Origin of the sequence: Blautia intestinalis, from assembly GCF_014297355.1 — a bacterium.
GTDB classification, from domain to species: domain Bacteria; phylum Bacillota; class Clostridia; order Lachnospirales; family Lachnospiraceae; genus Blautia_A; species Blautia_A intestinalis.
Genome location: NZ_JACOQE010000010.1, coordinates 19,124 through 45,024, shown reverse-complemented (window position 1 = coordinate 45,024; position 25,901 = coordinate 19,124). Strand labels below are relative to the sequence as shown.

23 protein-coding genes are annotated in these 25,901 nt (G+C 44.7%); 6 read left to right on the top strand and 17 right to left on the bottom strand.

The window, feature by feature from the left end; all coding sequences use genetic code 11:
• Positions 1–77: 77 nt before the first annotated feature.
• The 17 genes from H8Z79_RS13405 to H8Z79_RS13330 form a co-directional block, all read right to left on the bottom strand.
• Positions 78–797 (bottom strand): FadR/GntR family transcriptional regulator, encoded by a 720-nt coding sequence (locus tag H8Z79_RS13405; protein WP_015540636.1) that lies wholly within the window; start codon positions 795–797, stop codon positions 78–80.
• 86 nt (positions 798–883) lie between these two features.
• Complete coding sequence (locus tag H8Z79_RS16980) at positions 884–1,189, bottom strand: Na+/H+ antiporter NhaC family protein (protein WP_243037291.1); 306 nt, start codon at positions 1,187–1,189, stop codon at positions 884–886.
• A 36-nt stretch (positions 1,190–1,225) separates the two neighbouring features.
• Positions 1,226–1,429 carry a hypothetical protein gene (locus tag H8Z79_RS16975; protein ID WP_225877002.1) on the bottom strand — a complete coding sequence of 68 codons (204 nt, stop codon included), beginning with the start codon at positions 1,427–1,429 and terminating at the stop codon, positions 1,226–1,228.
• 12 nt (positions 1,430–1,441) lie between these two features.
• Positions 1,442–2,611 carry a trans-sulfuration enzyme family protein gene (locus H8Z79_RS13395; protein WP_015540634.1) on the bottom strand — a complete coding sequence of 390 codons (1,170 nt, stop codon included), beginning with the start codon at positions 2,609–2,611 and terminating at the stop codon, positions 1,442–1,444.
• 250 nt (positions 2,612–2,861) lie between these two features.
• Positions 2,862–3,467, bottom strand: a complete 606-nt coding sequence (locus H8Z79_RS13390; RefSeq protein ID WP_187002889.1) for an ABC transporter ATP-binding protein — start codon at positions 3,465–3,467, stop codon at positions 2,862–2,864.
• On the bottom strand, positions 3,464–4,384 hold the full coding sequence (locus H8Z79_RS13385) for an ABC transporter ATP-binding protein (RefSeq protein ID WP_187002888.1): 921 nt from the start codon (positions 4,382–4,384) through the stop codon (positions 3,464–3,466). The genes H8Z79_RS13390 and H8Z79_RS13385 overlap by 4 nt, the downstream gene beginning before the upstream one ends.
• A 9-nt stretch (positions 4,385–4,393) precedes the next feature.
• Entirely contained in the window at positions 4,394–5,221 is an 828-nt protein-coding gene (locus H8Z79_RS13380; RefSeq protein WP_187002887.1) for an ABC transporter permease, read from the bottom strand.
• On the bottom strand, positions 5,218–6,213 hold the full coding sequence (locus H8Z79_RS13375; protein WP_225877001.1) for an ABC transporter permease: 996 nt from the start codon (positions 6,211–6,213) through the stop codon (positions 5,218–5,220). The genes H8Z79_RS13380 and H8Z79_RS13375 overlap by 4 nt, the downstream gene beginning before the upstream one ends.
• Positions 6,214–6,219: 6 nt before the next feature.
• Positions 6,220–7,776 (bottom strand): ABC transporter substrate-binding protein, encoded by a 1,557-nt coding sequence (locus tag H8Z79_RS13370; protein ID WP_408609898.1) that lies wholly within the window; start codon positions 7,774–7,776, stop codon positions 6,220–6,222.
• A gap of 530 nt (positions 7,777–8,306) precedes the next feature.
• Positions 8,307–9,065, bottom strand: coding sequence for an ABC transporter ATP-binding protein (locus H8Z79_RS13365; protein ID WP_187002885.1), 759 nt, complete (start codon positions 9,063–9,065; stop codon positions 8,307–8,309).
• Positions 9,066–9,084: 19 nt separating this feature from the next.
• A complete protein-coding gene (locus H8Z79_RS13360) occupies positions 9,085–9,867 on the bottom strand; it encodes an ABC transporter ATP-binding protein (protein ID WP_118050020.1) in 783 nt (260 codons plus the stop codon).
• A gap of 22 nt (positions 9,868–9,889) precedes the next feature.
• Complete coding sequence (locus tag H8Z79_RS13355) at positions 9,890–11,425, bottom strand: ABC transporter substrate-binding protein (protein ID WP_187002884.1); 1,536 nt, start codon at positions 11,423–11,425, stop codon at positions 9,890–9,892.
• A 36-nt stretch (positions 11,426–11,461) separates the two neighbouring features.
• Complete coding sequence (nikC, locus tag H8Z79_RS13350; RefSeq protein WP_118050018.1) at positions 11,462–12,328, bottom strand: nickel transporter permease; 867 nt, start codon at positions 12,326–12,328, stop codon at positions 11,462–11,464.
• The gene (gene nikB, locus H8Z79_RS13345) at positions 12,325–13,269 is read right to left on the bottom strand and encodes a nickel ABC transporter permease (protein ID WP_015540621.1); all 945 of its coding nucleotides are present in this window, start codon (positions 13,267–13,269) and stop codon (positions 12,325–12,327) included. Before nikB ends, nikC begins: the two co-directional genes overlap by 4 nt.
• Before the next feature lie 159 nt (positions 13,270–13,428).
• Positions 13,429–14,337: a LysR family transcriptional regulator gene (locus H8Z79_RS13340; protein WP_015540620.1), complete on the bottom strand. Its 909-nt coding sequence runs from the start codon at positions 14,335–14,337 to the stop codon at positions 13,429–13,431.
• 62 nt (positions 14,338–14,399) lie between these two features.
• Positions 14,400–16,853 carry a methyltransferase domain-containing protein gene (locus H8Z79_RS13335; protein WP_187002883.1) on the bottom strand — a complete coding sequence of 818 codons (2,454 nt, stop codon included), beginning with the start codon at positions 16,851–16,853 and terminating at the stop codon, positions 14,400–14,402.
• Positions 16,854–17,056: 203 nt separating this feature from the next.
• On the bottom strand, positions 17,057–18,001 hold the full coding sequence (locus H8Z79_RS13330; protein WP_243008116.1) for an AEC family transporter: 945 nt from the start codon (positions 17,999–18,001) through the stop codon (positions 17,057–17,059).
• Between the two features lie 113 nt (positions 18,002–18,114).
• On the opposite strand from H8Z79_RS13330, the gene H8Z79_RS13325 reads away from it, so the two are divergent.
• From H8Z79_RS13325 to H8Z79_RS13300, 6 genes are all read left to right on the top strand, one after another.
• The gene (locus H8Z79_RS13325) at positions 18,115–18,843 is read left to right on the top strand and encodes an ion transporter (protein WP_187002882.1); all 729 of its coding nucleotides are present in this window, start codon (positions 18,115–18,117) and stop codon (positions 18,841–18,843) included.
• Positions 18,795–18,938 (top strand): TrkA C-terminal domain-containing protein, encoded by a 144-nt coding sequence (locus H8Z79_RS17635; RefSeq protein ID WP_187002899.1) that lies wholly within the window; start codon positions 18,795–18,797, stop codon positions 18,936–18,938. Before H8Z79_RS13325 ends, H8Z79_RS17635 begins: the two co-directional genes overlap by 49 nt.
• Before the next feature lie 292 nt (positions 18,939–19,230).
• Complete coding sequence (locus tag H8Z79_RS13315; RefSeq protein WP_187002881.1) at positions 19,231–20,565, top strand: MATE family efflux transporter; 1,335 nt, start codon at positions 19,231–19,233, stop codon at positions 20,563–20,565.
• 932 nt (positions 20,566–21,497) lie between these two features.
• On the top strand, positions 21,498–21,776 hold the full coding sequence (locus tag H8Z79_RS13310) for a metal-sensing transcriptional repressor (RefSeq protein WP_117942848.1): 279 nt from the start codon (positions 21,498–21,500) through the stop codon (positions 21,774–21,776).
• A 59-nt stretch (positions 21,777–21,835) separates the two neighbouring features.
• On the top strand, positions 21,836–24,391 hold the full coding sequence (locus tag H8Z79_RS13305) for a heavy metal translocating P-type ATPase (RefSeq protein ID WP_187002880.1): 2,556 nt from the start codon (positions 21,836–21,838) through the stop codon (positions 24,389–24,391).
• A gap of 45 nt (positions 24,392–24,436) precedes the next feature.
• Positions 24,437–25,732: a chloride channel protein gene (locus tag H8Z79_RS13300; protein WP_187002879.1), complete on the top strand. Its 1,296-nt coding sequence runs from the start codon at positions 24,437–24,439 to the stop codon at positions 25,730–25,732.
• The last annotated feature ends 169 nt before the right edge of the window (positions 25,733–25,901 follow it).

The window sequence follows — 25,901 nt, the reverse complement described above, 5'->3', positions numbered from 1 at the left end:
AGAAGCTGCCACCTGGGAGAGAAACTAACATTTGATACGTCCCTCTCAGGTGGCAGTTTTTATATCACTGATTATATTTATTTTCTTGCAATTTTGAATCCATACTCATTGATCTCATCGATCGCCTGAATCGCGGCTGCCAGTTTACAGTCTTTAAGAGCCTGTGCCAGTGCCAGATGCTGCGGAATCGTAGCAAGCCAGATGGAATCATTTCCATTCTGGGAATCTTCCTGCTGAATAAAACGATAAGAACGAATCTTGTTGATCATCTGCTCAATCGCATTATTTCGTCCGATCTTGTACAGACTGTCATGAAAACTGCGGTCCAGCACATGGCTGTAGAGATTATCAGAAGCCAGACGGACCATCTCTGTTGCTGTCGCTACCAGCTGGTCTTTTTCCTGAATCGTTCCTCTCTCCATCGCATTTTTTACTGCTTCGTGATCAAGTGCATTCTGAAGCTCCTCCATCTCTGTCAGCGTACAGTTCGTAAGCTGAATCGTCAGAGAATTATTTTCTCCATATGGATTATTAATAAACACACCACTTCCGGTCTTTACATAGATCAGTCCGCGGTCTTCCAGTATACGCAGAGCTTCACGTACTGAATTTCTGCTTGTCTGAAGCATGGCGGACATATCACGCTCGGATGGAAGTTTATCTCCCGGCTGCAGATTATTCATCTGAATATAACGATAAATTGAATCCGAGATCTTCAGATACAGAGATTTTTTCTCGATCGGCTTCATCGAGATTCTGTTTCCCTGATCCGAAGAAGTATTTGTTTCATTATTCATAAAGTTTCCTCAATTTCTATAATTTTCTGCTTTATGCAGAAGCCACGATACAGAGAACCTGCCACCGGCAGTTTTTCCCGCATACTTTAGCACCAAATAAAAGGACTCAGATTGAAAAGTTTACCAAGAGTATTGATGATCTCATCTACCTGTCCAACCTGTGAATCACTTGCAAAATGTGCTCCTGCGACCAGATAAACGATACAGCTTACGATAAATCCAGGAACGGTTGTATAAAACATATGTCCGATATGCTGATACAGGTTTGTCTCTGTTGCAATGGCAAACATATTTGTACTGTCAGAAAGTGGTGATATTTTGTCTCCGAAGTATGCACCTGCTACGATCGCACCTGCAACTGCCGGAAGCGGTGCTCCCATACCTGCTGCCACACTGATAAGAGCGGCTCCTACTGTACCTGCTGCACCTCAGGAAGTACCTGTACTTACAGAAAGGATTACAGTAACAAGGAAGGAAGTGATGATAATATATTTCGGGCTGATGATCTGAAGGATCTTGATATCAATGCTGTAAATTACCAGTCCTGTAAAGAGGACAACAAACATAAAAATCAATGGCAGTACTGCCGTAAAAAGCGTTGGTTTCTTAATTTCTTTCTTTTTTGCTTCCATGAAAGTTCTCTTTTATGATATTTTGTCCAGTGCCTGTTTCAGGTCTGCAATCAGGTTTTCTGTTCCTTCAAGTCCACAGTGGATTCTGACAATATTACGTGATACATTCAGGAATGCACACTGCTCGTCTGTCCAGTTATATGTATAAGCGATTGCAAGGCTCTCGAATCCGCCCCATGAGCATCCTTTTTCAAAGAGTTTCAGACTGTTTACAAAGGTCTCTGTCTCTTCAAGTGTTCCGTCGATCTCAAGGCTCATCAGACCACATTCACCCTTCTGCTGTTTTCTCGCAAGTTCATACTGTGGGTGAGACGGAAGTCCTGTAAAGAATACACGTTTTACTTTTGGCTGTTTTTCAAGGAATTTTGCAACTTCCATTGCTGTCTCATAATGTCTCTGCATACGTACATCAAGTGTACGGAGTCCACGGATTGCAAGCCATGCTTCCATAGGTCCCATAACACCGCCGAACCAGTCTCTCTGAACCATAAGGTCACGCATCAGCTGTTCATCTTTGGAAACAAGTACTCCACCTACCAGGTCGCTGTGTCCACCGATGTATTTTGTCATTGTGTGCATAACAATGTCGATTCCCATATCCAGTGGCTTCTGGAAAAGTGGTGTGGAATATGTGTTGTCAATGTAAGTTTTAATGCCGTGTTCTTTTGCAAGTTTTGCAACACCTTCCAGATCTACAACATTGAATAAAAGTGTGGTAGGGCTCTCAAGAATGATCATCTTTGTTTCCGGACGGATCGCATCTTCAAATTCTTTGACTGTTCTTCCGTCTACATATGTAACAGAAACATTGTATTTCGGTCCAAGGAACTCATCAAGAAGATGCTGTACCGGACCATAGCTTTCTTTAATGCAGATTACATTGCTTCCTGCTGTGCAGACTCTTAAGATTGCCGCTGCGCATGCTGCCATTCCTGCGGAAAATACAACTGCTCTTGAACCGTGCTCCAGTGCTGCGATCTTTTTCTCAAGAATTGCAACAGTCGGGTTAGATGCTCTTCCATAGTAAAATTCATCATTAAAAATATCTACATCAAAATAGTCTTTCACTGTGTCGAATACATGAAGTGAGTTCATGAAAACCGGTGGTGTAACTGATTTCATGTATTTGTGCGGATCTTCACCCACATGTGTCATTGCCAGTAAATCCTGATTGTCTGTCATTTCTTTCTTTCCTTTCTTTGCACATTTCTTTGGTTCTGTGGTACTGTGGTTGATTGGTTGAACCAATTTATGATGTCATTATACATTATTTGTTACTTGTATCAATATACTTAAATAAATTATTGTATTTTTAGTTCTTATGCACAATTTCAATCAACAGATTTTGGTGGTTTTTCATACAGAGAAAAAGAAAAGCACCAGTCTATCAAGCCTGACTTTCCATACTACAGCCTGATAAACCGGTGCTCAATTATTTATTCAGTTCAACAATTCTTGTACATACTTTCCCGATCAGTTCCGGGTTGTGGCTGACTACCAGCATCCCTATATTCCGCCGTTCTGTCTCCTCTATGAGAAAATGCCAGATCTGGCTCTGGGTAATAAGATCCAGCATAGTTGTAATCTCATCCGCGAGAAGAAAACGTGTTCTCTGTCCCAATGCCCTTGCAATGCAGAATCGCTGAAGTTCTCCTCCCGAAAGCTCTGTCGGAAATCTGTTCATCCAGTCGGGTTCTATTCCCAGCTTTTCAATCAGTTCCGGATCTGTCCTGTCTCCCTCTTCGATTACATTTTTCATGCGAAGTCTCGGATTTACTGCCTGCTCCGGGTGCTGCCAGATCATCTGTACCGGGCAGTATGTACCATATTCTTTAAGCGGTTTGCCGTCAAGAAGTACCTCGCCGCTTTGCGGTGTTTCGTATCCGGACAGAATCTTACACAGAGTTGTTTTTCCAAAGCCGCTGGGAGCTATGATTCCCACACGTTCACTGCTGTCTGCACTCAGGCTGAACTGACTCAATATCTGTCTGCCTTTTTCCTCATACCAAAAGGACAGATCTCTGACCTCAAGTTTCATAATATGCACCTCACGTATCCACTTCCGGAAACTTTCCATGGAATTTCACCCTGACATTCCCGCGATGCCATGTCACATCGCGGTGCAAACGGACATCCCTGCAGATTATCTTTTACATAGGGCTGTACACCACCAATATAATGAAAACCATGCTTCGGCATTGCACGCCAAAGCGCTCTGGTATATGGATGGCGCAGAGTTTCTTCCCTCTCAAAATCATCCACCGACGCATCTTCTATCGTATGTCCGGCATAAAATACCTGTACTCTGTCCACCGTTTCCAATGCAAGTTCCAGATCATGTGTAATGACAAGAACGGCAGCTCCCATATCTGCAAGCTGCCGGAAATGTTCCATTGCACGTTTGGCAAGTTTCGGATCCAGTCCCGGTGTCGGCTCATCTGCAATAACCAGCTTAGGCTTTTCGACCAACGCCGTAGAGATCATAATTCTTCTGGTCATTCCTCCGGAAAGCTCAAACGGATACTGCTCCTGAACCTTTTTGTCCAGCGAATATTCCTCAAAAATTGTATCCAGACGATGCTTCTTTTCTTTATCTTTCAGTCCTTTGCAGATCTGCCTTCCTACCTTCATCAGAGGATCCAGATAAGCTGTACTCTGTGGAACCAGAACAATCTCTTTTCCCCGCAGTTTTCGGATATTTTTTTCTGTCAGAGGCTTTCCGCAGTATCGTATTTCTCCACCCATTTCTGCATTATATGGCAGAATCCTCAGGATTCCATGTGCCAGCAGACTTTTGCCTGAGCCGGAAGAGCCGACTACTGCCACCATTTCTCCTGCGTGGATTGTGACACTTAAGTCTTTGATCACAGGCAGTTCTGTCTGTTGCATTCCTTTCTGGTACTGGGTAAAGGATATTTTCAAATTGTTGATTTCCAGAATTTTTTCCTTATCCATTTTAATCTCCTATTCGTGTGCACTTGCCGGATCCAGCAGTCTGCGAAGGTTTTCTCCTGTTGTATAGAAACATACAACGGTAATCACCAGCATGATTCCCGGAAACAGTGCAAGCCACCATTTGCCTGTGATCAGATATTTCATTGCTTCTGACAAAATAATTCCAATTGCAGGCTGCTCGTTTGACAGTCCGAACCCAAGAAAAGTAATACCGGATTCATGAAGGATCGCATGTGGAAAAAGAAGAACAAGTCCGACTATAAACTGCGGAAGCAGATGTGGAGCCATATGTTTCATCGCAATATACAGGTTGCTTTTTCCAAGTTTTCTGGCTGTTTTTATATAGATCTGTTCTTTGAGCTGCAGCACTTCACCTCTGATCAGTCTCGCCAGAGATGTCCAGTGCGTCAGCGCAACTCCAAGAATGACTCCCTTAATTCCTCTTCCGCATGCAACACAGACAAGGATCAGAAGAAGCATATGTGGGATTCCCATAACCAGATCTATGATCCATGTCACAATGGTATCTGCTGTTTTTCCCATTGTTGCAGATACAACCCCCAGAATAAATGCCATGACCGCACTGAACGTAGCTGCACATACTCCTATGATGATACTGATAGAAAGTCCTCTGACTGTCCGCGCAAACATATCTCTTCCAAGCCAGTCTGTACCAAACGGATATTTCAGGCAGGGTGCAATGTTCTTTCTGGAAAAATCTGTTGCCCTTGCTGCATCTTCGCAGAACAAACCGCCGATACAGACTGCTGCAAGAAACACCACTGCGATAACAAGCCAGAGCACCAGCGTTTTTCTGCGATTCCATCTGTTATTCATCTTCCCACACCCCCTCTTCGGATTCGTGGGTCAATGACTCCGTACAAAATATTCGCTATAAAGTTTCCTCCAAACACAAACAATGCGCTTATGATCGTAATCGCCATCAGAAGCGGCATATCACTTCCAAGACCTGCACTGACCGCTGCCTGTCCAAGTCCCGGATAGGAAAAGACCTGCTCCACAAGTACTGAGCCGCCGAAGATCTCGCTGATCGAAGCAAACTGAAGTGTCACGGCCGGACCAAGGACATTGCGTAAACCATGATTTTTGAAAATCTGCCAGCTGCTCTCTCCTCTTGCTTTTGCAAAAAGTACGTAATCACTGTCGCAGATGTCGATCATTTTTTCTCTGGTGTGCATGGCAATATTGGATATTCCTGTGATGGAAAGTGTCACTGCCGGAAGGATCGCATGACGCACGCGGTCAAGAAAAGTCACTCCGCTTGCCTCCACTCCAATCGGTACGCTTAATCCTATGGGAAGTATTTTGAGCCATACCCCAAAGATGATCAGCAATAGCATGGCAATCCAGAATGCCGGAGTGCTGGAAATCACCAGACAGTATCCTTTGATGATCTTATCAATCGGCTTTCCACGATTCATACCCGCAAGTGAACCCAGCAAAAATCCGATCAGTCCGGACAAAACCCACGCAATGATCATCAGGAACAAAGAATTTCCAAGTTTTACCGCGATCACTGTCGTAACTTTCTGGCGATAAAGGAGAGATATTCCCATATCTCCCCTTACAAAATCCCTGAACCAGGCAATGTAGCGCTGCAGGGGCGGTTGTCCCACGCCCCAGTATTCTTCAAGTTTTGCAATCTGTTCCTGACTCATGCTTCCAAGTGCAGCCTGTCCGACATTCGCTTTCAGAGGATCGATCGGAGAAGCTGTCATAAGTGCAAAAGCAGCAACACTGACTGCAAACAGCAGAAGCAGCACTTTGATGAAATTTTTTAAGATAAATTTTGCTTTTAAATTATTCAAGATCTGTTACTCCCATGACCACTGATCTACGTTATTTACGATAGACCAGCCATGTCCATGCGGATGGATCTTCTGGTCAGCTACCTTAAGTCCGTCTTTGACAAAGTACAGATGATCGATATTACAGAGCCAGATCCACGGGATATCACCTTCCTGTATAATTCCGCTCTCGTCATCCCACTGGGCTTTTTTCCAGAGATCATAAGACGTTTCCAGATCACTGGATTTCAGAGCTTCATCCATGTATTTGTCTACGGTTTCGTTTGCATATGGAGAATATTCTGCAAGACCGGTCTTGCTCATTGTGTGATAGATATTGTACAGTTCCATTGGTGTATGTGCACCCCAACCCCATACAAGCGGATCAGACTCTGCTCTTGTGTAGGCAGTATCCCAGTCAACACCCTCTGTTGTCACTTCAATTCCAAGTTCGGCAAGCTGATTCTTACTGTCCTCTGCCAGTGCCTGACGAACAGAATCAGATGCCGGATACAGCATGGTAAACCCTGCACGCGCACCGTCTTTCTCACGGATTCCATCATCACCTTCTGCCCAGCCTGCTGCTTCAAGAATTTCTTTTGCTTTATCAGGATCGTATTCTACTTCTGCCTCTTCATTGTACCATGGCATCTTGTCGCACACGCTGTATGCCGGAGTTCCGTAACCGTTCAGAACATTTTCGATCATTTCTTCGCGGTCAATGCCAATATTGATCGCACGTCTTACTTCTACATCACTGGTAAAGTCATTTCCATAAATTACTCCGTCAATTTCTTCTGCCGCAGTTGCCGGAAGATTGAATCCACGGTTGTCCACTGTCTGCACGCTGAACAGATCATATCCGTTAACCGTTATATCTGAATAGGATGCCGCTGTATGTGCCACGTCTACCGTGCCAGACTGAGCTGCTGCCAGTGCTGCATCTTCTTCCATGAAAAGGACTGTTACTTTTTTCATTTTTGGCGCTTCTCCATAATAATCCGGATTTGCCTCAAAAATAACCTGCTGTCCTTTGTCCCACTGTTTCATAATATAGCGTCCGGAACCAATTGGATTCTGTCCGTAATTTTCATCATAAGCATGCTCCGGAACGATTCCTACAATTGCCATGGTATATGGCCAGACCGCAAATGGTGTATTCATATGGAATTCAACAGTTGTGTCATCCACCGCCACTGCTTCTTTCAGCATGGAAAAATCATTGACCGAACTGTTATCGCGGCAGTTATTGTATGTAAATGCCACGTCCGATGCTGTCAGCGGTTCTCCGTCTGTAAATTTAACATCATCACGGATCTTAACGGTCCAGGTAAGTCCATCATCACTTACCGAATAGTCAGTTGCCAGATCCATACCAATAGAAAGATCTGTATTTGTAATAGTAAGTGTACTCTGGATCAGAGGTTCATGTACATGCTCTCCTGCTCCCCATCCATACGCCGGGTCAAAGCCGGATTCCGGTTCAGATGTCGTCGGCATAGTTACGATCACTTCGTCCTTCGCTGTACTTTCTTCCTGTGCCGCAAATACAGTTGCAGTTCCCCCTGCAAATGATGCTGTCATACAAACTGCCATCATAACCGCCAGTAATTTTCTCTTCATTATCTCATTTCCTCCTTTTGTTCTCATTTATGCATAATGCTGTGTCTGTCAACACTTTTAGGATTTATTTTTATTTATTATACATAACATGTTTTATCAGTATACCATCACTTTTGACCATATATAACCATCCCCGGGGGATATTGACCTATTCATATATCGCATAGATCCTGCGCTTTTTTCATAGCTCTGCATCCCCCTGGGAGGCTTGTTTTTACACTGCATTTTGTTAAAATACAATCAACACATGAATTGTGTTATCTACCAAATAAAAGTGCACAGACCTCCACATATTATGATGCACATTCAACCCATTAAAAAAGTACTTCCAACTCCGCGGGAAGTACTTTTTTTATATCATTTTCAGTTCATGCTCTTAAATCTGTATCGGGTCAAACGCATCCATCACTTCAAAATCATCAGACAGAAAAACATTTACAACCATAATTCCTGCCCTCCGGTTATTGTCGCTGATTATTATGCTGTTAATTTTATAAAACTGAATCTATTAATTTCTTTGTATAATCCTCCTTCGGATGATTGATGATCTCGTCAGGAGTTCCGTATTCTACTGTTTTTCCATGATAAAGTACCAGTACCTTATCGCAGAATGCCTGTACCAGTGCGAGGTCATGGCAAATCAGAAGAAACGAAAGCTGTTCCTTCTGTTTCAGCTCTATCAGAAGTTCCAGAATCTGTTTCTGAACTGTTACATCCAATGCACTTGTCGCCTCATCACAGATAAGTATTTCAGGATTTACTGCAAGGGCTCTGGCAATTGCTGCTCTCTGACACTGACCACCACTGACCTGATGCGGATAACGATCTGCGAATTCTCTGTCAAGTCCGCAGCGTTCCAGAAGTTTTTCCACACGACTGCCTGTTTCCGAACGGCTTATCCCCATATTCCGCAGACTTTCCCCGATTCCATCTCCAAGAGTACATCTTGGGTCAAAGGATTCCATCGGCATCTGAAAAACCATCTGAATATCCTGATAAATTTCACGTAAGGCTTTCCCCTTCACATGGGTGATATCTTTTCCTTTGAGGAATACCTGACCTTCCGTCACAGATTCCAGATGTGTGATCATTTTGGCGATCGTACTTTTTCCGGATCCGGATTCTCCTACAATTCCAAGACATTCGCCCCGATTCAGTTCGAAACTGACATCATCTACTGCTGTCATGGACTTCTTTCCTGAGACAAAAACCTTCTTAAGGTGTTCTGCTTTTAAAATAATATCTGTCATTTCTTCATGCCTCCTGAGTTCAGTCCCGTTTCAAATGAAGCACAGAGCTCATCAGTTTCTTAGTATATGGATCCTCAGAATGGTTCAGCACAGCATCCGTTTCTCCGTAATCTCTGACCACTCCGTTCTGAAGTACCAGAATTCTGTCTGCCATCATCTTTACAACACCAATATTATGTGTTACAAGAATCATTGCCGTATGATATTCTTTTCGCATGAGCAGAAGCTCTTCCACCACCTGTTTCTGAACTGTTACATCCAGTGCACTGGTCGGCTCATCTGCAAGAAGCAGATTCGGATGCATGATCATGGCTGTACAGATTCCTACTCGCTGGTTCATTCCTCCGGAAAGTTCAAAAGGATAACTGTTCAGCACACGTTCACTGTCGTCCAGACCAATCTTCTTCATAATCTCTCCTGCACGTTTCCATGTCTCCTGTCTGCTTATCTTCTCATGCTCTGATACTGCTTCGTGTATCTGTGCCCCGATCGTCCGGACAGGACACAAAGCCGCTTTGCAGTCCTGAAACACCATTCCAATCTCTTTGCCCAAATATCCCCGGAGTTTTTTCTCGCTCATACTGGTAAGATTTTCGCCTTTGTACCAGATGTCACCTTCCGCAACCAGACCTTCCTCGCCCAGTAAGCCCATAATCGCTTTGATGACCGTGCTTTTACCACTGCCGGATTCTCCGACGATTCCAAGAATCTCGCCCTGTTTCAGTTCAAAGCTGACGTCCTGAACGACCGACTTTCCATTATAAGAAATTGTCACATGCTCTACACGAAGCAATGAATTCATACTTTTGTATACCTCTCAAATTTTACTCTACATCCAGCTCAGCTGTAATTTCATAGTAATCACATGGATGTGCTGCCATACCTGTAACGTTAGATTTTGTCACGATTCCCATGTTCAGATGAGATACAAAGAAAAATGCATCATCATCAAGAATTTTCTGCTGCAGTTCTACAGCCAGTTTACCTCTTTCATCTTTGTCAAATGTCTGATGAAGCTGATCAGTCAGTTTCGTTACTTCTTCATTCTGATAGTTTCCATAGTTCTTTGCACCTACCACTGTACTTGTAAAGAAGTACTCCGGATCGCCGGTCGGTGCAGTTGTAGTAGAGCTTACATAAACATCAAAATCTCCGTTCTCAGCAAAAGTTCTGTGATCGGAAGTATTGTTTACCTGCACATCAATACCGATATCCTTCAATGTAGCCTGTGCATACTCCGCAAGCTTCGGCTGTTCCAGACGTGTCGGGTAAGTCAGCCAGTTGATAGTCAGCTTCTGTCCGTCCTTGTCTGCGTATCCATCACCGTCTGTATCTGTCCATCCGGACTCTTCAAGAAGCTTCTTTGCTCCGTCCGGGTCATAGGAAACAGTTTCCACTGCATCATTTCCATAAGAGAAACTGCTTGGGAATGCTCCCTTTGCCGGTACTCCACGGTCTTCCATGATCACAGAACAAAACCCTTCCTTGTCGATTCCCATCTCAACGGCTTTACGTACATTCTGATCCTGCATAATTTCAGAATCCATATTGAACTGTCCGAAGAAACAGCGGCTTGTCGCACAGGAATTGATCGTATAATCCGGATTCCCGTCAAACAGAGAATAGTTGTCATACTGAAGTCCATAGGTTCCCTGGATATCTCCTGTCTGCAGCGCTGCTGTCAGTGCACTTCCATCTGCAAAGGATTTCACCGTAATTTTATCTACGTTAACTTCTCCACCCCAGTAATTTTCATTTTTAACAAGGTCGATCTGGGTTGGTGTTACGCTTTCTGCAATATAAGGACCTGTTCCGGCTACATTTGCAGAACCGCCTTCACCCTGAATACCATAATCCATGTCAATGATCGCGCCATATGGATCACCGAGATAGTTGATGATCGCAGGGCATGGCTCTGTCGTATAAATGGTAAGTGTCAGTCCGTCTGCATCAATATGGTCAATTTTCAGATCGTATGGTGCACGGTCATGAACAGCGATCAGATCCTCCAGACATTCCTTAACCGCTTCTGCATCCATATCGCGTCCACTGGAGAATTTGACACCGTCACGAAGTGTGATCTTAACGGTTGTATCATCTACAAATTCATAATCTGTTGCCAGCCATGGCTCTACTTCCATGTTATCATTGTATTTGAAAAGAGTTTCCCCTACACCATAACGGAGTGCACTCCATCCGGAATAGTTATCATGTGGATTCAGTCCCGCATCACCCATTTCTTCACTGTATCCTGTTGTTCCATATACGAATGTCTTTTCTCCGTCAGCCCATACACTTGTTGTCAGTCCGGCTGCCAGCATAGCTCCTGTAAGAATTGCTGCGATCAGTTTCTTTTTCATAAATTTTCCTCTCTTTCTTGATGTTCGTTTGTTTTGTTATCTTTTAGCTCTCTCTTTCGGATCCATGAAATCTCTGAGCGTATCTCCGAGAAGGTTAAAAAGCATAACTGTTATAAAAATTGCAAGCCCCGGTGCAAGTACCATCCAGGGTGAAATCTGAAGCATACTTCTTCCATCGTTGATCATACTTCCCCACTCTGCCATCGGTGGCTGTACGCCAAGTCCGAGGAAGGAAAGTCCGGCCAGCTCCATCATCATGGTTCCGATGTCAAGTACCGATGTTACCAGAATCGGCCCGGCAATATTCGGCAGAATATGCTTGAACATGATCTTAAGTATACCGCTTCCCGACAGTCTTACCGCCATCAGATAGGCAGAATCCTTCTGTGCAAGTGTCAGTCCTCTGGCAAGCCGCGCAAACTTAGGCCATCCGATCACGGCAAGGGCAATGATCGCATTCTGAATACCGCCGCCAAGCACGCCTGCTACTGCAAGAGCAAAAACAAGGCTCGGAAATGCCAGAAACAGATCGGAAATACGCATCAGGACAGTATCAATGACACCGCCGCACCAGCCACAGATAATTCCGATCACGGTTCCTGCAACTGTGATGATCGCTACCAGAATAAGCGTTGCATAAACACTGGTCGTACTTCCGACCAGTACTCGCGAAAACAGATCTCGTCCATAACGGTCTGTTCCCATAAGATGTTCTGCACTGGGTGGTTTCTGCGCCTGAAGGAGATCCTGTGCATATGGATCATACGGGCACAAATGTCTTGCCAGTGCTGCTGCGATCAGCAAAATAACCACCAGTGCACTAAAGAAAAGAAGCTTTCCCCGAATATGATTTTTACGTATTTTTTGTTTACGGACAGTCACATTTTTCTTTGTACTATTCATGCTCTGTCACCTCCCAGTCTCACACGGGGATCCAGATAATGATAAATGATATCCGTGATAAGGTTTACAACCACATAAATAATCGCCATCCAGGCTACATACGCCTGAATGATCGGATAGTCTCTCATTGTGATGGCATCTACCGCCATTTTTCCTACACCATCCCACATAAAAATTGTCTCTACGATCGTGGTTCCTCCGAGAAGGCTTCCTATTGACAGAGCAAGCAGGGTAATAATCGTAAGCATAGAGGATTTCATTACATTTTTCCAGATGATCACGCTGCCCCTTACACCCCGGGCTCTCGCTCCGGCCACGTAATCCTTATTCAGTTCTTCAAGCACTGTCGCTCTCACCTGTCTGGTGTACTTGGATGCCATAGAGACTGCAAGTGTCAGCGTCGGCAGAACAAGGCTCAGTGCCACATTATCTGTAGTGATTACCGGAAACCAGCCCAGTTTTATGGAAAAGAAATACATCAGTACCAGCGCCGCAAAAAAGTTCGGCATAGAGTTACCTATAAAGCTTAAAAAACGAATCAGATAATCACTCCAACGGTTATGTTTCACCGCTGAAAGGATTCCCAGCGGAATTGCAAGCAACATGGTCAGAACAATAGAAGATACCGTCAGCAGGATCGTTGCAGGGAGCTTTTCTACAAAAGTGTCATAAACATCCCGCTTTGATACATAGCTGGTTCCCATATCGCCCGTTGCCATTCCCGCAAACCACTTTGCATACTGGACAAGAAACGGCTGATCCAAACCATATTCCTTTCTTGTCTGGTCGATAACCTCCTGCGAAACTGCGGAACCTGCATTTTCATACATATAGGTGACAGCGTCTCCTCCTGCCAGACGCATCATGGCAAACGATAAAAAAGTGATCCCGATAAGAATCGGGATCAATTGAAGAAGTCTTTTAAAAATATATTTAATCATGAATTCTCCTTTTTGTCTGTTGATTGTCAGACAAAATATCCGCACAATAATTTATCGGATAAAGTTTAGCACAGTGTCAAAAAAGCACACAACCCCATGGGAGGGTTATGTGCCATTCTTAATCAGCATACCATTCTTGTATTTTGGAATAAGTCCGTGTTAACTTTTAGGAAGCCTGCCCTTCAGAAAATCAAGAAATTCCTGTACACTTTCCTCAATTTTCTCTCCTTTATGAAACATATATCCAAAAATAACCTTATTATTTCCCATATCCAGAGGAATACCCGGTGTTGTTCCGGCTTTATTTTCAGAAAGATAGCTTCCACTCACATTGAAAACTCTGCTGTTTCTGAGCATTCTTTCCATAATATAATCACTGTTTGTCAATACTGAAATATCAAGATCTTTCCAACGAAAGGCGTTTGTTTCCACAGCTCCGATATCAAAAAATTCATCCTGATAATTCTGTATAAACCGGGCCCCCTCCAATTCATCAAGCTCTATCCGGTCTTTTCCTGAACCGTAAAACTCCGTTTTCCGGCCGGGGTACAGGATTACGTCCGTTTCATACATTGGAACAAACTCTATTTTATTTTTTGCCAGCTCATGCAGAAAATTTTCCCTGTGCTGGCTCAGAATATAGACAAATCCGATATCATCCATATAATCACGAACTCTTTCCATGACGCTGCGCACACCTGCTGTGGTCAGTTGGAAATGATAGTTTTTTTCATATGTCTCATTATAAAAATCCACAAATTGATTGGCAAGCCATGAACTTGGATTCATAGAAATCCGTATCCACTTTGTCATACCGCGTGATGCCATATTTTCCAGAACATCGATTTCACTGGTAATCCGGCACGCATAGCTGTAAACTTTCTGTCCCTGCACGGTCAGACGTATTCCTCTTGGAAGCCGTTCAAAAAGCTGCATTCCGAGAGTATCCTCCAACGCCTTGATCACCTTACTGACACTTGGCTGTGTGGAATAGAGAATCTTTGCCGCATCACTGAATGATCCTGTCTGCGCGCATGCAACAAAATATTGCAATTGTTTTAAATCCATAAATCTCTCCGCATATCTTTAAAATTTATACTGTTGTCTACCTGTTCTGTATAAATTTTACTTTATTTTTTTGTTGTCCGCAACATGAACAGCGGAGTGGGATTGTAGAAAGCATCCTTTTCCAGATATATTCTGCTGCTGATTCCCAGATCCAATTTAAATTCCTTTAGTTCCAGAGCTCCCAGAGTTTCCAGATCCCATGCCGGACGGCTGTAGGAGCTGATCGGAAGCTGGCGCTTGATTTCTTCGCACTCGCGCATCATATCATCCCCAAGAATATTATGTGCATGATTTTCCGGAAGGTCTGCAACATTGGAAAAATCTGTAATTCCATAGTTTGCATCAAAATTCAGGAGTATGCCGCCTTTTTTGAGTACACGGATCCATTCCTGATACGCATGCTGTACGTGTGGCAGTGTCCATGTAAGATTTCGGGATATTACCACATCAAAGGTCTCCTCCTGAAATTCCGGATTTTCTGCGTCCATGACCTGAAATTCACAGCTCACCTTTTCCTCTTCTGCAAGAAGCCGGGCATTTTTGATCATATCCGGTGTCAGGTCGATACCCGTCACCTGATGGCCTTCTTTTGCAAGCAGAATAGAGAAAAATCCCGCACCGCATCCCACATCAAGAATACGCAATTTTTTGCCTTCCGGAAGCTGTACATGGATCTCTCTCATCCAGCGTTCTGCCATGGCGCTGTGAAGTTCCTGCCGTTTCTGAACAAGGAAACTGTCGCTGCGTTTTTCCCAGTAATTTACGATTCGCTCTTTACGCTCGTCGTATCGGCTGACAATTCTTCCGTATGTAACCATAGGGCCATTTCCAAGTACCTGTAAGGTGCCACACTGATAAAGAAGTACACCGTCAAACTCGGCAACACTGACTTCCTTCACATTACCCTCATAGTCACGAACCTCTCCGAGGATATCACCCTCCTGAATCATATCTCCAACTTTTTTGAACGGATACCAGAGACCATTTTCTTCAGCATCCTGATAGCGTACATCAGCTACATCCAGTGGATAATAAGTGCGGAAATCCTTCAGTCCCTGATAAATTCCAAGATGACAGAGAATATTACGGACATCCCTGCGGGTAGATCTGACTTCCTCATAAGTCCAGTCACCCATACCGCCACGCTCGATCAGAATACTCGGGATTCCCTGTGAAGCCGCATAATTATAAGAACCGCCGGATGCCACGTTTGATTTTACCATATAAGGTACGTCCACCTGTTCTGCCATCTGTCTCGAAAGGCTGACAACTTCCCCGGCTGCCGCTCCCGCATAATAAACATATGGAATCAGCTTTTCATAATCATCTCCGCTGTGCAGGTCAATGTAATAATCTGCCGCTGGCTGCAATTCCTGTGATATTGCCCAGGCAAGGCGCTCCATTTCAGTTCCATCCGGATTTCCCGGAAATTCGCGGTTCAGATTTTTCCCATCGTCAAGCCCCATACTGCCATTGCGTGCTTCAAATGCCGGACGGTTCATGACCTTTACGATAATGATCGTACCATTTACTTTTTCAATCTTGAGCTTCTGGGACAGCTCGATTGCAGCCTGAATCCCCACATACTCCCCGGCATGAACACCTGCCGTGATCAGCATTGTTTTTCCTGTGCCGTGTCCATGCAGGACAGTTGCCGGAAGCCGGATATCGCCATTTGCAAGTTCCAGTTCACCGCTCCACTTCTTTCCCGGCTGCACCGTTATATTTTTCAGATGAAAAGCATCTCTTTTTCTTCCTGTCAGCAAAAATATCGGAGAGGTACTGTTGTTGATGATCTCTTCTTCTGTCCAGACTTCTTTCCAGACCTCCTCGTCACAGGCAACGTCAAGAAATCCAGACTTTTTCATGGTTTCAATATCCCACTTCGGACGTTCCAGACGACTTAACGGAACCTGTCGGGCAATTTCTTCCATCTTCTCGATATCCGTTCCGCTGTAATAATCCTCCACGTTCTGTTCCTCTGTCTGCCGGCGGTCTTTTTCATAGCTGCTGCGTTTTTCTTCATTATAAAGATGACCGTACCAGTCAGCGTCAAAATTATAAAGAACACCCTCTGGTTTCAGGACGCGAAGCCATTCCTTATATGCAAAATCCGGCCGTGGCAGATTCCATGTGACATTTCTGGTCACGACTGCATCAAAACTGTTACTTTCCACATCAAGAGCCTGCGCATCGCCAGTTTTCCACACAATACACTCTGCCAGTCCACCGGCATTGCTCTGAGCTTCTTTCAGCATTTCTTCAGTATAGTCAACAGCCGTCACCTGATAACCGGCTTCGGCAAGCAAAATTGCAAAAAATCCGGGGCCTGTTCCGACATCGAGAATTTTGATCTCCTTCGGCTCTTTTTCCGGAAACTGATTTCCAAGCAGGGAAAGAAGCTTGTCCCGCCACATCGTTCTGCGGGCATCTGCCATTTCCTGCTGATTATATTCTGAATAACCTCTGGCACGGTTTGTCCAGTAGTCATGAATTTCATTTTTCAAATTATTCATAAGTCTGTTCTCTTTTCACGCTTGTCATGTTTATTGGGGCGATTCATAATTTTTATTGCACAAAAGCAAAATTTTCTCTGAATTTCCACCCTCATATTTTTTCATTATATAAAAAAAGCATCCCCTCCACAAGCCTGTAGGGGGGATGTGTTGTTATAATTTTGACAAAGAAAAATGGACACATTGTTGTCTGAAAGTGTATTTCACTGCAGGAAGATGCTCCACAGGCAAATGGTCGGAAGTGACAGTAATGTGGAAAAAATAACCATTTTTGTTGCAAACGGAGAATCTACCTGATATTTTTCTGCCAGAATACTCGTTGTCGCACCTGCCGGCATCGCCGCAAGAAGTACACATAAACCAAGAACTGTTTTGCTGAGTGGAAGCATTCTGCATACAAGATAAACAACCGCCGGAATGATCACCAGTCTGTGAACGGTATATTTCACGACTGTCCAGTCCCAGAAATCTCTGAGGTTAATATCTGCCAGAATCATACCAATCACCATCATGGACATTGCCGTGTTGCAGTTTCCGACAGCTGTCACGGCACCATCAATACCGATCGGAAGCGGCAGACCTGTAACCATCAGAATAATTCCAAGAACACACGCCAGAATACAGGGATGTGTTACCACCTTTTTCAGAGTCTGCTTTTTGTCACTGGTTCCTGAAAAAACAGCCAGACCGGAGGACCACATCATGATTCTCTGTGGAATCAGGTAGACGCTGGCAAGCACCAGCCCCTCTGCCCCATAAATTCCTTCTGCGATCGGATTGCCGAGAAAGCCTGCATTTGAACAGATCGTACCATATTGCAGGCATTTATAACGCCCCTCCGCTTCTCTCCGGAACATCACTTTTCCGTAGATCACACAGAACACCTGAATACCGATGGATATAAAAAGAATCGCCAGATAATTCATAAGGCTTCCATCTGCTGCGCTCTGCGTGAATGCATGAAGAATGTTACATGGCAGGATCAGATAAATGACAAGATCATTGATATTTTTCTGCCCCTGTGGTCCGATAATATGTATTTTTTTCATTAAAAATCCTACAGCTACCAGAAGAAAGATCGTGAGCTGCAGTGTAAGCAGAGTTATCATAAATTTACTATATAGTGTCTGCGTTTTTATCGAAGACACTATTTCCTTTCTCTTGAATTGTGTTTCTGTGATAGTTGTTCACCGTCTTTTGAAAATAACATAAACAGCCACTTTAGTGTAGCACATCACAGAAGGAGTCGCAAGAAGTCCGTTTGTACGCAGTTGTATACAAAGTTATCTTAAGAACAGGCCTCTTTGAACTGATTGAAATCGGCTCCAACTACGATACATGGTGCTGGGGCTATGACTTTTTTAATACATTTACGATTCTGCTGAATCTGGCAGTCAGTATCATGTATACTTTTGATAATATGGAAATGAAGTACGGGCCGCTCCTTTTGACGCTGGAGCGCCTGACAGTAGCTTTCTTTGCTATTGATTTCCTGCTTCGTGTATTTACTGCCAAATATCTTTATCCCGATGTTTCGGAGCCGCGGGCCGTCTGGAAATACCTGATTTCTTTTTCCGGAATCTGGTGGGCTGCCTCCACTTTGCTTACAGTTGGCTATGGTGATATTTATCCTGTCACCACCATGGGCAAGATTTTCGGAATATTTATCGCATTTCTTGGTGTCGGTATGGTTGCCATCCCCACCGGTATTATTTCCGCCGGATTTGTCGATCAGTACTCGCGCCTGAAGCGAATCGGTAAATATGGGCAGGAGGAGGATGTACATTTTATCCGCATCTGCCTTGACAAAAACGACAAATGGATCGGACACCGCATTGCAGAACTTGATTTCCCACAGAGAATCATTGTTGCAGTAATCCAGCGTGATCACCGCATCCTCGTCCCAAAAGGTGATACGGTTTTGAAAGCCGGGATCTTGATATTTCCAGACATTCGATCATTGTACTTGTCAGACGCCACCAAAAGCTGATCATCCCAGGCGGAAATCTGACACTTCTTGAAGGAGATACAGTTATCCTTTATACACAGACTCACATGGCGAATGCTGACGATCTCGAAATTTGAAAAATTATTCCGGCAGCTATTATGTCTGACCGATTTTTTAAATTGCTTAATCGGTATTTTGTCTGATTACTTCCAATCTGCTATTGACGGCTTTTCATGTTCTATGCTAGAATCTATCCAGATTCGCAGGCATCTGCGTTTTTATCCAAAACATCGTGTGGACTTTTCTGGTTCAATGCTTTTAAAGTCTGACTATTTTTCGCCACACAATTACCCTTTGCGGTAGTTGTGCGGCGTTTTTTTATGGATATTTTTTACAGATACTAATTTGATGTTATTATGGAGGTTCATTATGAATGATACATTTATGAAAGAGCGTCCGGTCTTTCCGCTGATTTTATCTATGGCAATGCCAATGGTCATTTCCATGCTGGTCAATTCTCTGTACAATATCGTGGACAGTTTCTTTGTTGCCCAGATCAGCGAAGATGCCATGACTGCGCTGTCGCTTGTTTTTCCTGTACAAAATTTTTCAAATGCAATCGCAATTGGGTTCGGTATCGGTATCAGCTCGCAGATTGCAATCTGTCTGGGTGCCGGCAATAAAGAAACAGCAGGCAAAGCCGCTACACATGGTCTGGTGCTGTCCGCCTTACATGGAATCCTGCTGACAGTCATCTGTATTTCAATCATGCCAAAATTTCTTTCTGTTTTTACTTCAGATGAAAATGTCAGTAGCCTTGGCGTCCGCTATTCCACGATCGTATTTCTTTTTGCCATTATAACCACCATAAATCTTGCATACGAAAAAATCTTTCAGGGTGTCGGCAATATGAAAGTTACTATGATCGGGCTGATGGTCGGCTGTGTTTCCAATATTCTGCTCGATCCGTTGATGATCTTTGGCCTTGGTCCGTTTCCTGCTATGGGAATCGAAGGTGCTGCCCTTGCAACAGGACTTGGTCAGGTACTGAATCTTGTCTTTTATCTGATTGTTTATAAGATGCGTCCGATCCCGATACAAATCAGTCGCCGGTATCTCCATCCAGATAAAGCCCTTGCAGCACGGTTGTATTCTGTCGGCATTCCAGGTGCTTTAAATCTGGCACTTCCGTCTGTGTTAGTCTCTGCACTAAACGGACTTCTGGCGGCATATTCACAGAGCTATGTGGTAATTCTCGGAATCTACTACAAACTCCAGACCTTCCTGTACCTTCCGGCAAGCGGAATCGTTCAGGGCATGCGTCCGGTCATCGGATATAATTTCGGTGCCGGAGAACATAAGCGGGTCAAAAAGATTTACTTTGTCACACTTGGCATGAGCAGTGTGATCATGCTTGTCGGAACGATCATCTGCCTGACTGTTCCGGAACAGCTTATCAGAATGTTCACCACCAATCCTGAGACAATTGCCGCCGGCAAAACTGCCCTTCGGATCATCTGCGCAGGTTTTCTTGTTTCTTCTGTATCTGTTACATCCTGTGGCGCACTGGAGGGGCTTGGACGAGGCAGTGCTTCGCTGGTTGTCTCTCTCTGCAGATATCTGATCATCATTCTGCCGGCCGCGTTTATCTTAAGTCACTTCTTCGGGGCTGTCGGAGTCTGGAATGCATTCTGGATTGCAGAAGCTTTGACCGCCGGGGTGTCATTTATGATCAGTCGGAAGGTTATCGGGATCGGGGCGTAGCCCCGAAGCCCCCTGTTGAGGGAGTTTCCCTCAGGGACCCAACCGAGGGGACTTACCAGTCCCCTCGCGCACCCCTGGGTTATATAAGATTTCTTGATATATCAGGTATGTAATATATTGATTTACACACTGTATCCCTGGTTTTCATATGTAGAAGGCTTTTCTGTATGTTGACATTCTATTGGATGGAAATCTTATCTTTTTATTAGCGACTACCATATCTTATTTTCATCTGGATATTTCATTGTTCTCCGCAAATCTTCCTCCTGTTCATCTTCATTCAAACACCTCATTTTTCATTCGAATCTTATTCTTTATTCAAATCTTAATTCGAATTTATTTACCCTGTCGGGACTTTCTCTTTCTGAAGTCTACCTTTTTTCATGTTCTTGTTGATTCCATTTGAACATTCCCCTATCAGAGTCCACCATTTTTCACTGTTTCATTGACTTTCTCATGACTTTCTCTCCCACAGGGTACCCAGTTTACCTACATTTCGTGGACCCCCTCATGACTTTCTCTCCCGCTGGGTACCCGATTTTTCTCATTCCGATGACTTTCTCATGATTTTCTCCTCTGCAAGTCATTACACCGCTCACTTTTCGATGACTTCCTCAAGTCTTTCTCTCCCACAAGTCATTACACCACTCACTTTTTGATGACTTCCTCAAGTCTTTCTCTCCCACAAGTCACCCACCTCTCACTTTTTCTATATTTCCTCTTGACAAATACCCTCACGGGGTATATATTTTCATCAAAGTCATCATACCCATATGGGGTATTTATCCGAATAATCCACTCACATTCAGAAAGGAGTCTTACCTATGTCCGATTGTAATTGTAATAAAGACCAGACAAATACCGATATTTCCGCAAACACAATGCCATGTGATACCACATCCGATAAATCACCGGTCTGTTCCTGCTGCAGTATGAAGCACACAGACCGTTCAGAGGCTGACCGCAGGAAACTTGTCAACCGCCTGAAACGTATTGAGGGACAGATACGGGGAATCATAGGAATGTTGGAAAACGATGCTTACTGCAACGACATCCTGATTCAGTCTGCCGCTGTCAATGCCGCAGTCAACTCATTCAATAAAGAACTTCTCGCGAATCATATCCGAACCTGCGTCGCACGCGATATCCGCGCGGGCAAAGACGAGACAATTGACGAGCTTGTGGCAACTCTGCAGAAACTGATGAAGTAACTGCAGCAACCGGATAAACATAAAAATGAAGAATTTACATTTCTTAAGGAGGTACCATAATGGAACAATATAACGTCACCGGCATGAGCTGTGCTGCCTGCTCAGCCCGTGTAGAAAAGGCTGTATCAAAAGTTCCGGGAGTCACATCCTGTTCCGTCAGCCTTCTGACAAATTCTATGGGAGTGGAAGGAACTGCCTCATCCCACGATATCATCACTGCCGTACAGCAGGCTGGCTACGGCGCCTCACTCAAAGGATCCAACAAAGAACAGGTTTCCATGTCCGAGGCTGAAGAAGCGCTTGAAGACCACGAGACACCGGCTCTCAAACGCCGACTGATCGCCTCGACAGGCTTTCTCATTGTCCTCATGTATTTCTCCATGGGACACATGATGTGGGGCTGGCCGCTCCCGGCATGGTTCAACGACAACCATGTTGCCATGGGGCTTGTACAGCTTCTGCTTGCCGGAATCATCATGGTCATCAACCAGAAATTCTTTATCAGCGGCTTTAAGAGTCTGTGGCACCGCTCTCCGAACATGGACACCCTTGTCGCACTCGGTTCCATGGCATCTTTTGTGTGGAGTGTTTATGCACTCTTCGCCATGACGAGAGCACAGGTTGACGGTAATTCCGCCGCAGTCATGAACTACATGATGGAATTTTATTTTGAATCCGCTGCTATGATCCTGACTCTGATCACCGTCGGAAAAATGCTCGAAGCACGCTCTAAAGGCAAAACAACCGATGCATTAAAGAGTCTGATGAAACTTGCACCAAAAACAGCTGTCATTCTCCGTAACGGTCAGGAAACCACCGTTCCGATCGAACAGGTCAAAAAAGGTGATGTTTTCGTCGTACGCCCTGGTGAGAACATTCCGGTCGACGGTGTAATCATCGAAGGTACCAGCGCCATCAACGAATCTGCCCTGACCGGTGAAAGCATCCCTGTTGACAAAGCTGCCGGTGATCTTGTTTCCGCTGCCACCGTCAACCAGTCCGGATTTATCAAATGCGAAGCAACCCGTGTAGGCGAAGACACAACACTCTCCCAGATCATCAAAATGGTCAGTGATGCCGCAGCCACCAAAGCACCGATTGCAAAGATCGCAGACCGTGTTTCCGGTATTTTTGTACCGGCAGTCATCACAATTGCGGTCATTACAACTATTATCTGGCTTCTGACCGGACATGAATTCGGCTACGCACTTGCCCGCGGAATTTCCGTTCTTGTCATCAGCTGCCCGTGCGCACTCGGCCTTGCCACTCCGGTTGCGATCATGGTCGGCAACGGCATGGGCGCAAAGAACGGCATCCTTTTCAAAACAGCAGTCTCTCTCGAAGAAGCTGGCAAAGTACAGATCGTCGCACTCGACAAAACAGGTACCATCACAAGCGGGCAGCCTGAGGTGACTGACCTTCTCCCGGCAGACGGAATTTCTGAAACAGAGCTTCTCACAATGGCTTTTGCCCTTGAAAAAAAGAGTGAGCATCCGCTTGCAAAAGCAATTTTAGAACATGCCGAAAACCTGCACCTTACCGCACCGGAAGTTTCCGATTTCCATGCACTTCCCGGAAATGGCCTTTCCGCTGTGCTGAATAATGAAACCCTGATTGGTGGAAGTATGAAATTCATCAGCAACCGGGTGAGTGTTCCTGCCGCTCTCTCCCGGAAAGCAGAGAAACTTGCCGAACAGGGAAAAACTCCCCTCCTTTTTGCACGAAACGGCAAACTGATCGGAATTATTGCAGTCGCTGATGTTATCAAAGAAGACAGCCCACAGGCAATCAGAGAACTTCAAAACATGGGCATCCGCGTAGTTATGCTGACCGGTGACAACGAACGTACCGCAAGAGCAATCGGTGCTCAGGCAGGCGTGGACGATGTCATTGCCGGAGTTCTCCCTGATGGCAAAGAAAGCGTGATCCGCTCCCTGAAGGAGCAGGGCAAAGTTGCCATGGTCGGTGACGGTATCAACGATGCTCCGGCTCTTACACGGGCTGATATCGGAATCGCGATCGGTGCCGGAACAGATATTGCAATCGACGCTGCCGATGTTGTCCTGATGAAGAGCCGCCTGAGTGATGTTCCTGCTGCGATCCGTCTCAGCCGTGCTACCCTGAAAAATATCCACGAAAATCTTTTCTGGGCATTTTTCTACAATGTCATCGGTATTCCGCTCGCTGCCGGTGTCTGGGTCCCGATTTTCGGCTGGACACTCAACCCGATGTTTGGCGCTGCAGCAATGAGCCTTTCCAGCTTCTGCGTCGTTACAAATGCCCTTCGTCTGAACCTGTTTAAAATTCACGATGCAGGAAAAGACAAAAAAATAAAACAAGCTACTTCCATTGAAGTAAAAAATGATTATAATATAAAAGAAAAGGAGCAAAAAACTATGGTAAAAGTTACAGTTAATGTAGAAGGAATGATGTGCGGACACTGCGAAGCACATGTAAATGAAGCAATCAAAAAAGCTTTCGGCGCAGAAGATGTCGTATCTTCCCATGAAAGCAACACAACTGTTTTCACAGCACCGGAAAGAGTTGACGAAGACAAGATCCGCGCTACGATCAAAGAAGCAGGATATGAGGTTACAGGAATTACTCAGGAGTAATACTTCTGGAATATGCAAAACACTATTTAACTTTTGGGGAAGCTTATGAACAACACACAGGATAATAAAAATCCGGAAAGAACTCACGATCTGCACTATTATGCCGGGCACATCCAGTATGACATGACAAATCTGATCAAGTGGCTGCTTCTCGCAGTCCTGACCGGGCTGACGGTCGGTTTCATCAGCAGTCTTTTTGCACGTGCACTGAAATTTGTTACAACTTACCGCATAGAACACTTCTGGGTGTTCTTTCTGCTGCCCGCTGCCGGCCTTGTCATCGTCTTTCTCTATCAGAAACTCGGACAGGACGATGGCGGCACCAATCAGGTACTTTCCACCATCCGCTCACAGGATGACGTTCCCTTCCATTCTGCTCCGCTGATTTTCATTTCTACGATCCTGACACACTTTGCCGGTGGTTCTGCCGGACGTGAAGGTGCAGCGATCCAGCTTGGCGGAAGCATCGGTAATCAGCTCGGAAGCTGGTTCCGTCTCGACGAAGAAGACCGTCACGTCATGGTCATGTGTGGAATGAGCGCTGCTTTCTCCGCTGTTTTCGGTACTCCGATGGCTGCGGCTGTTTTTTCCATGGAAGTGGTCAGCGTCGGTATCATGTACTATGCAGCACTGGTTCCATGCGTGATATCTTCTATTATTGCTTCGGAATTTGCTGCCAACTTCGGAATCCATCCAGAATCTTTTCACGTTGTAGATATTCCGGATCTTACTGTGGAAACCGGTCTGAAAATGGTTCTCGTCGCTGTCGCGTGTGCCGCGATCAGTATCATTTTTTGCATGACATTACAGGGAATCAGCAAACTTTACACGAAATATTTCAAGAACCCCTATATTCGTATTGCTGCCGCCAGTGCGATCATCATTGCGATCACTTTGCTTTTACGAACTACTGATTACATGGGCGCAGGCAACAATCTGATCGAGCTTGCCATTGAAGAGGGACAGACGCGTCCACTGGATTTCTTCTGGAAAATTCTTCTGACCGCGCTGACCATGCGTGCCGGATTCCGCGGTGGTGAGATTGTTCCGTCGTTCTGCATCGGCGCAACTTTCGGATGTCTCATGGGGCATCTGATAGGACTTTCCCCGTCTATCTGCGCGGCCGCCGGAATGGCAGCACTTTTCTGCGGTGTTACCAACTGCCCGATCACCTCGATCCTGATCGCATTTGAACTCTTCGGATTCCGTGGTGTTTCCTATTATCTGATCGCAGTTTCCATCAGCTATGCTGTTTCCGGTTATTACGGACTGTATAAAGATCAGACGATCGTATATTCTAAATATAAGGCAAAATATATCAACCGTCATACCAGATTTTAAACTGGTATGGCGGCTTCTTTCATTTTAGATCTCAAAGATTGTTTTGTATTAAACTGCTCTCATAATCTTTGATATTATGTTATAAATTTAACATGTATTTTATCAAAAACTTAACTTGTACAATGAAAATTATATGTTAGAATAAAGGTGTATTTTTTAGGAAAAGTAG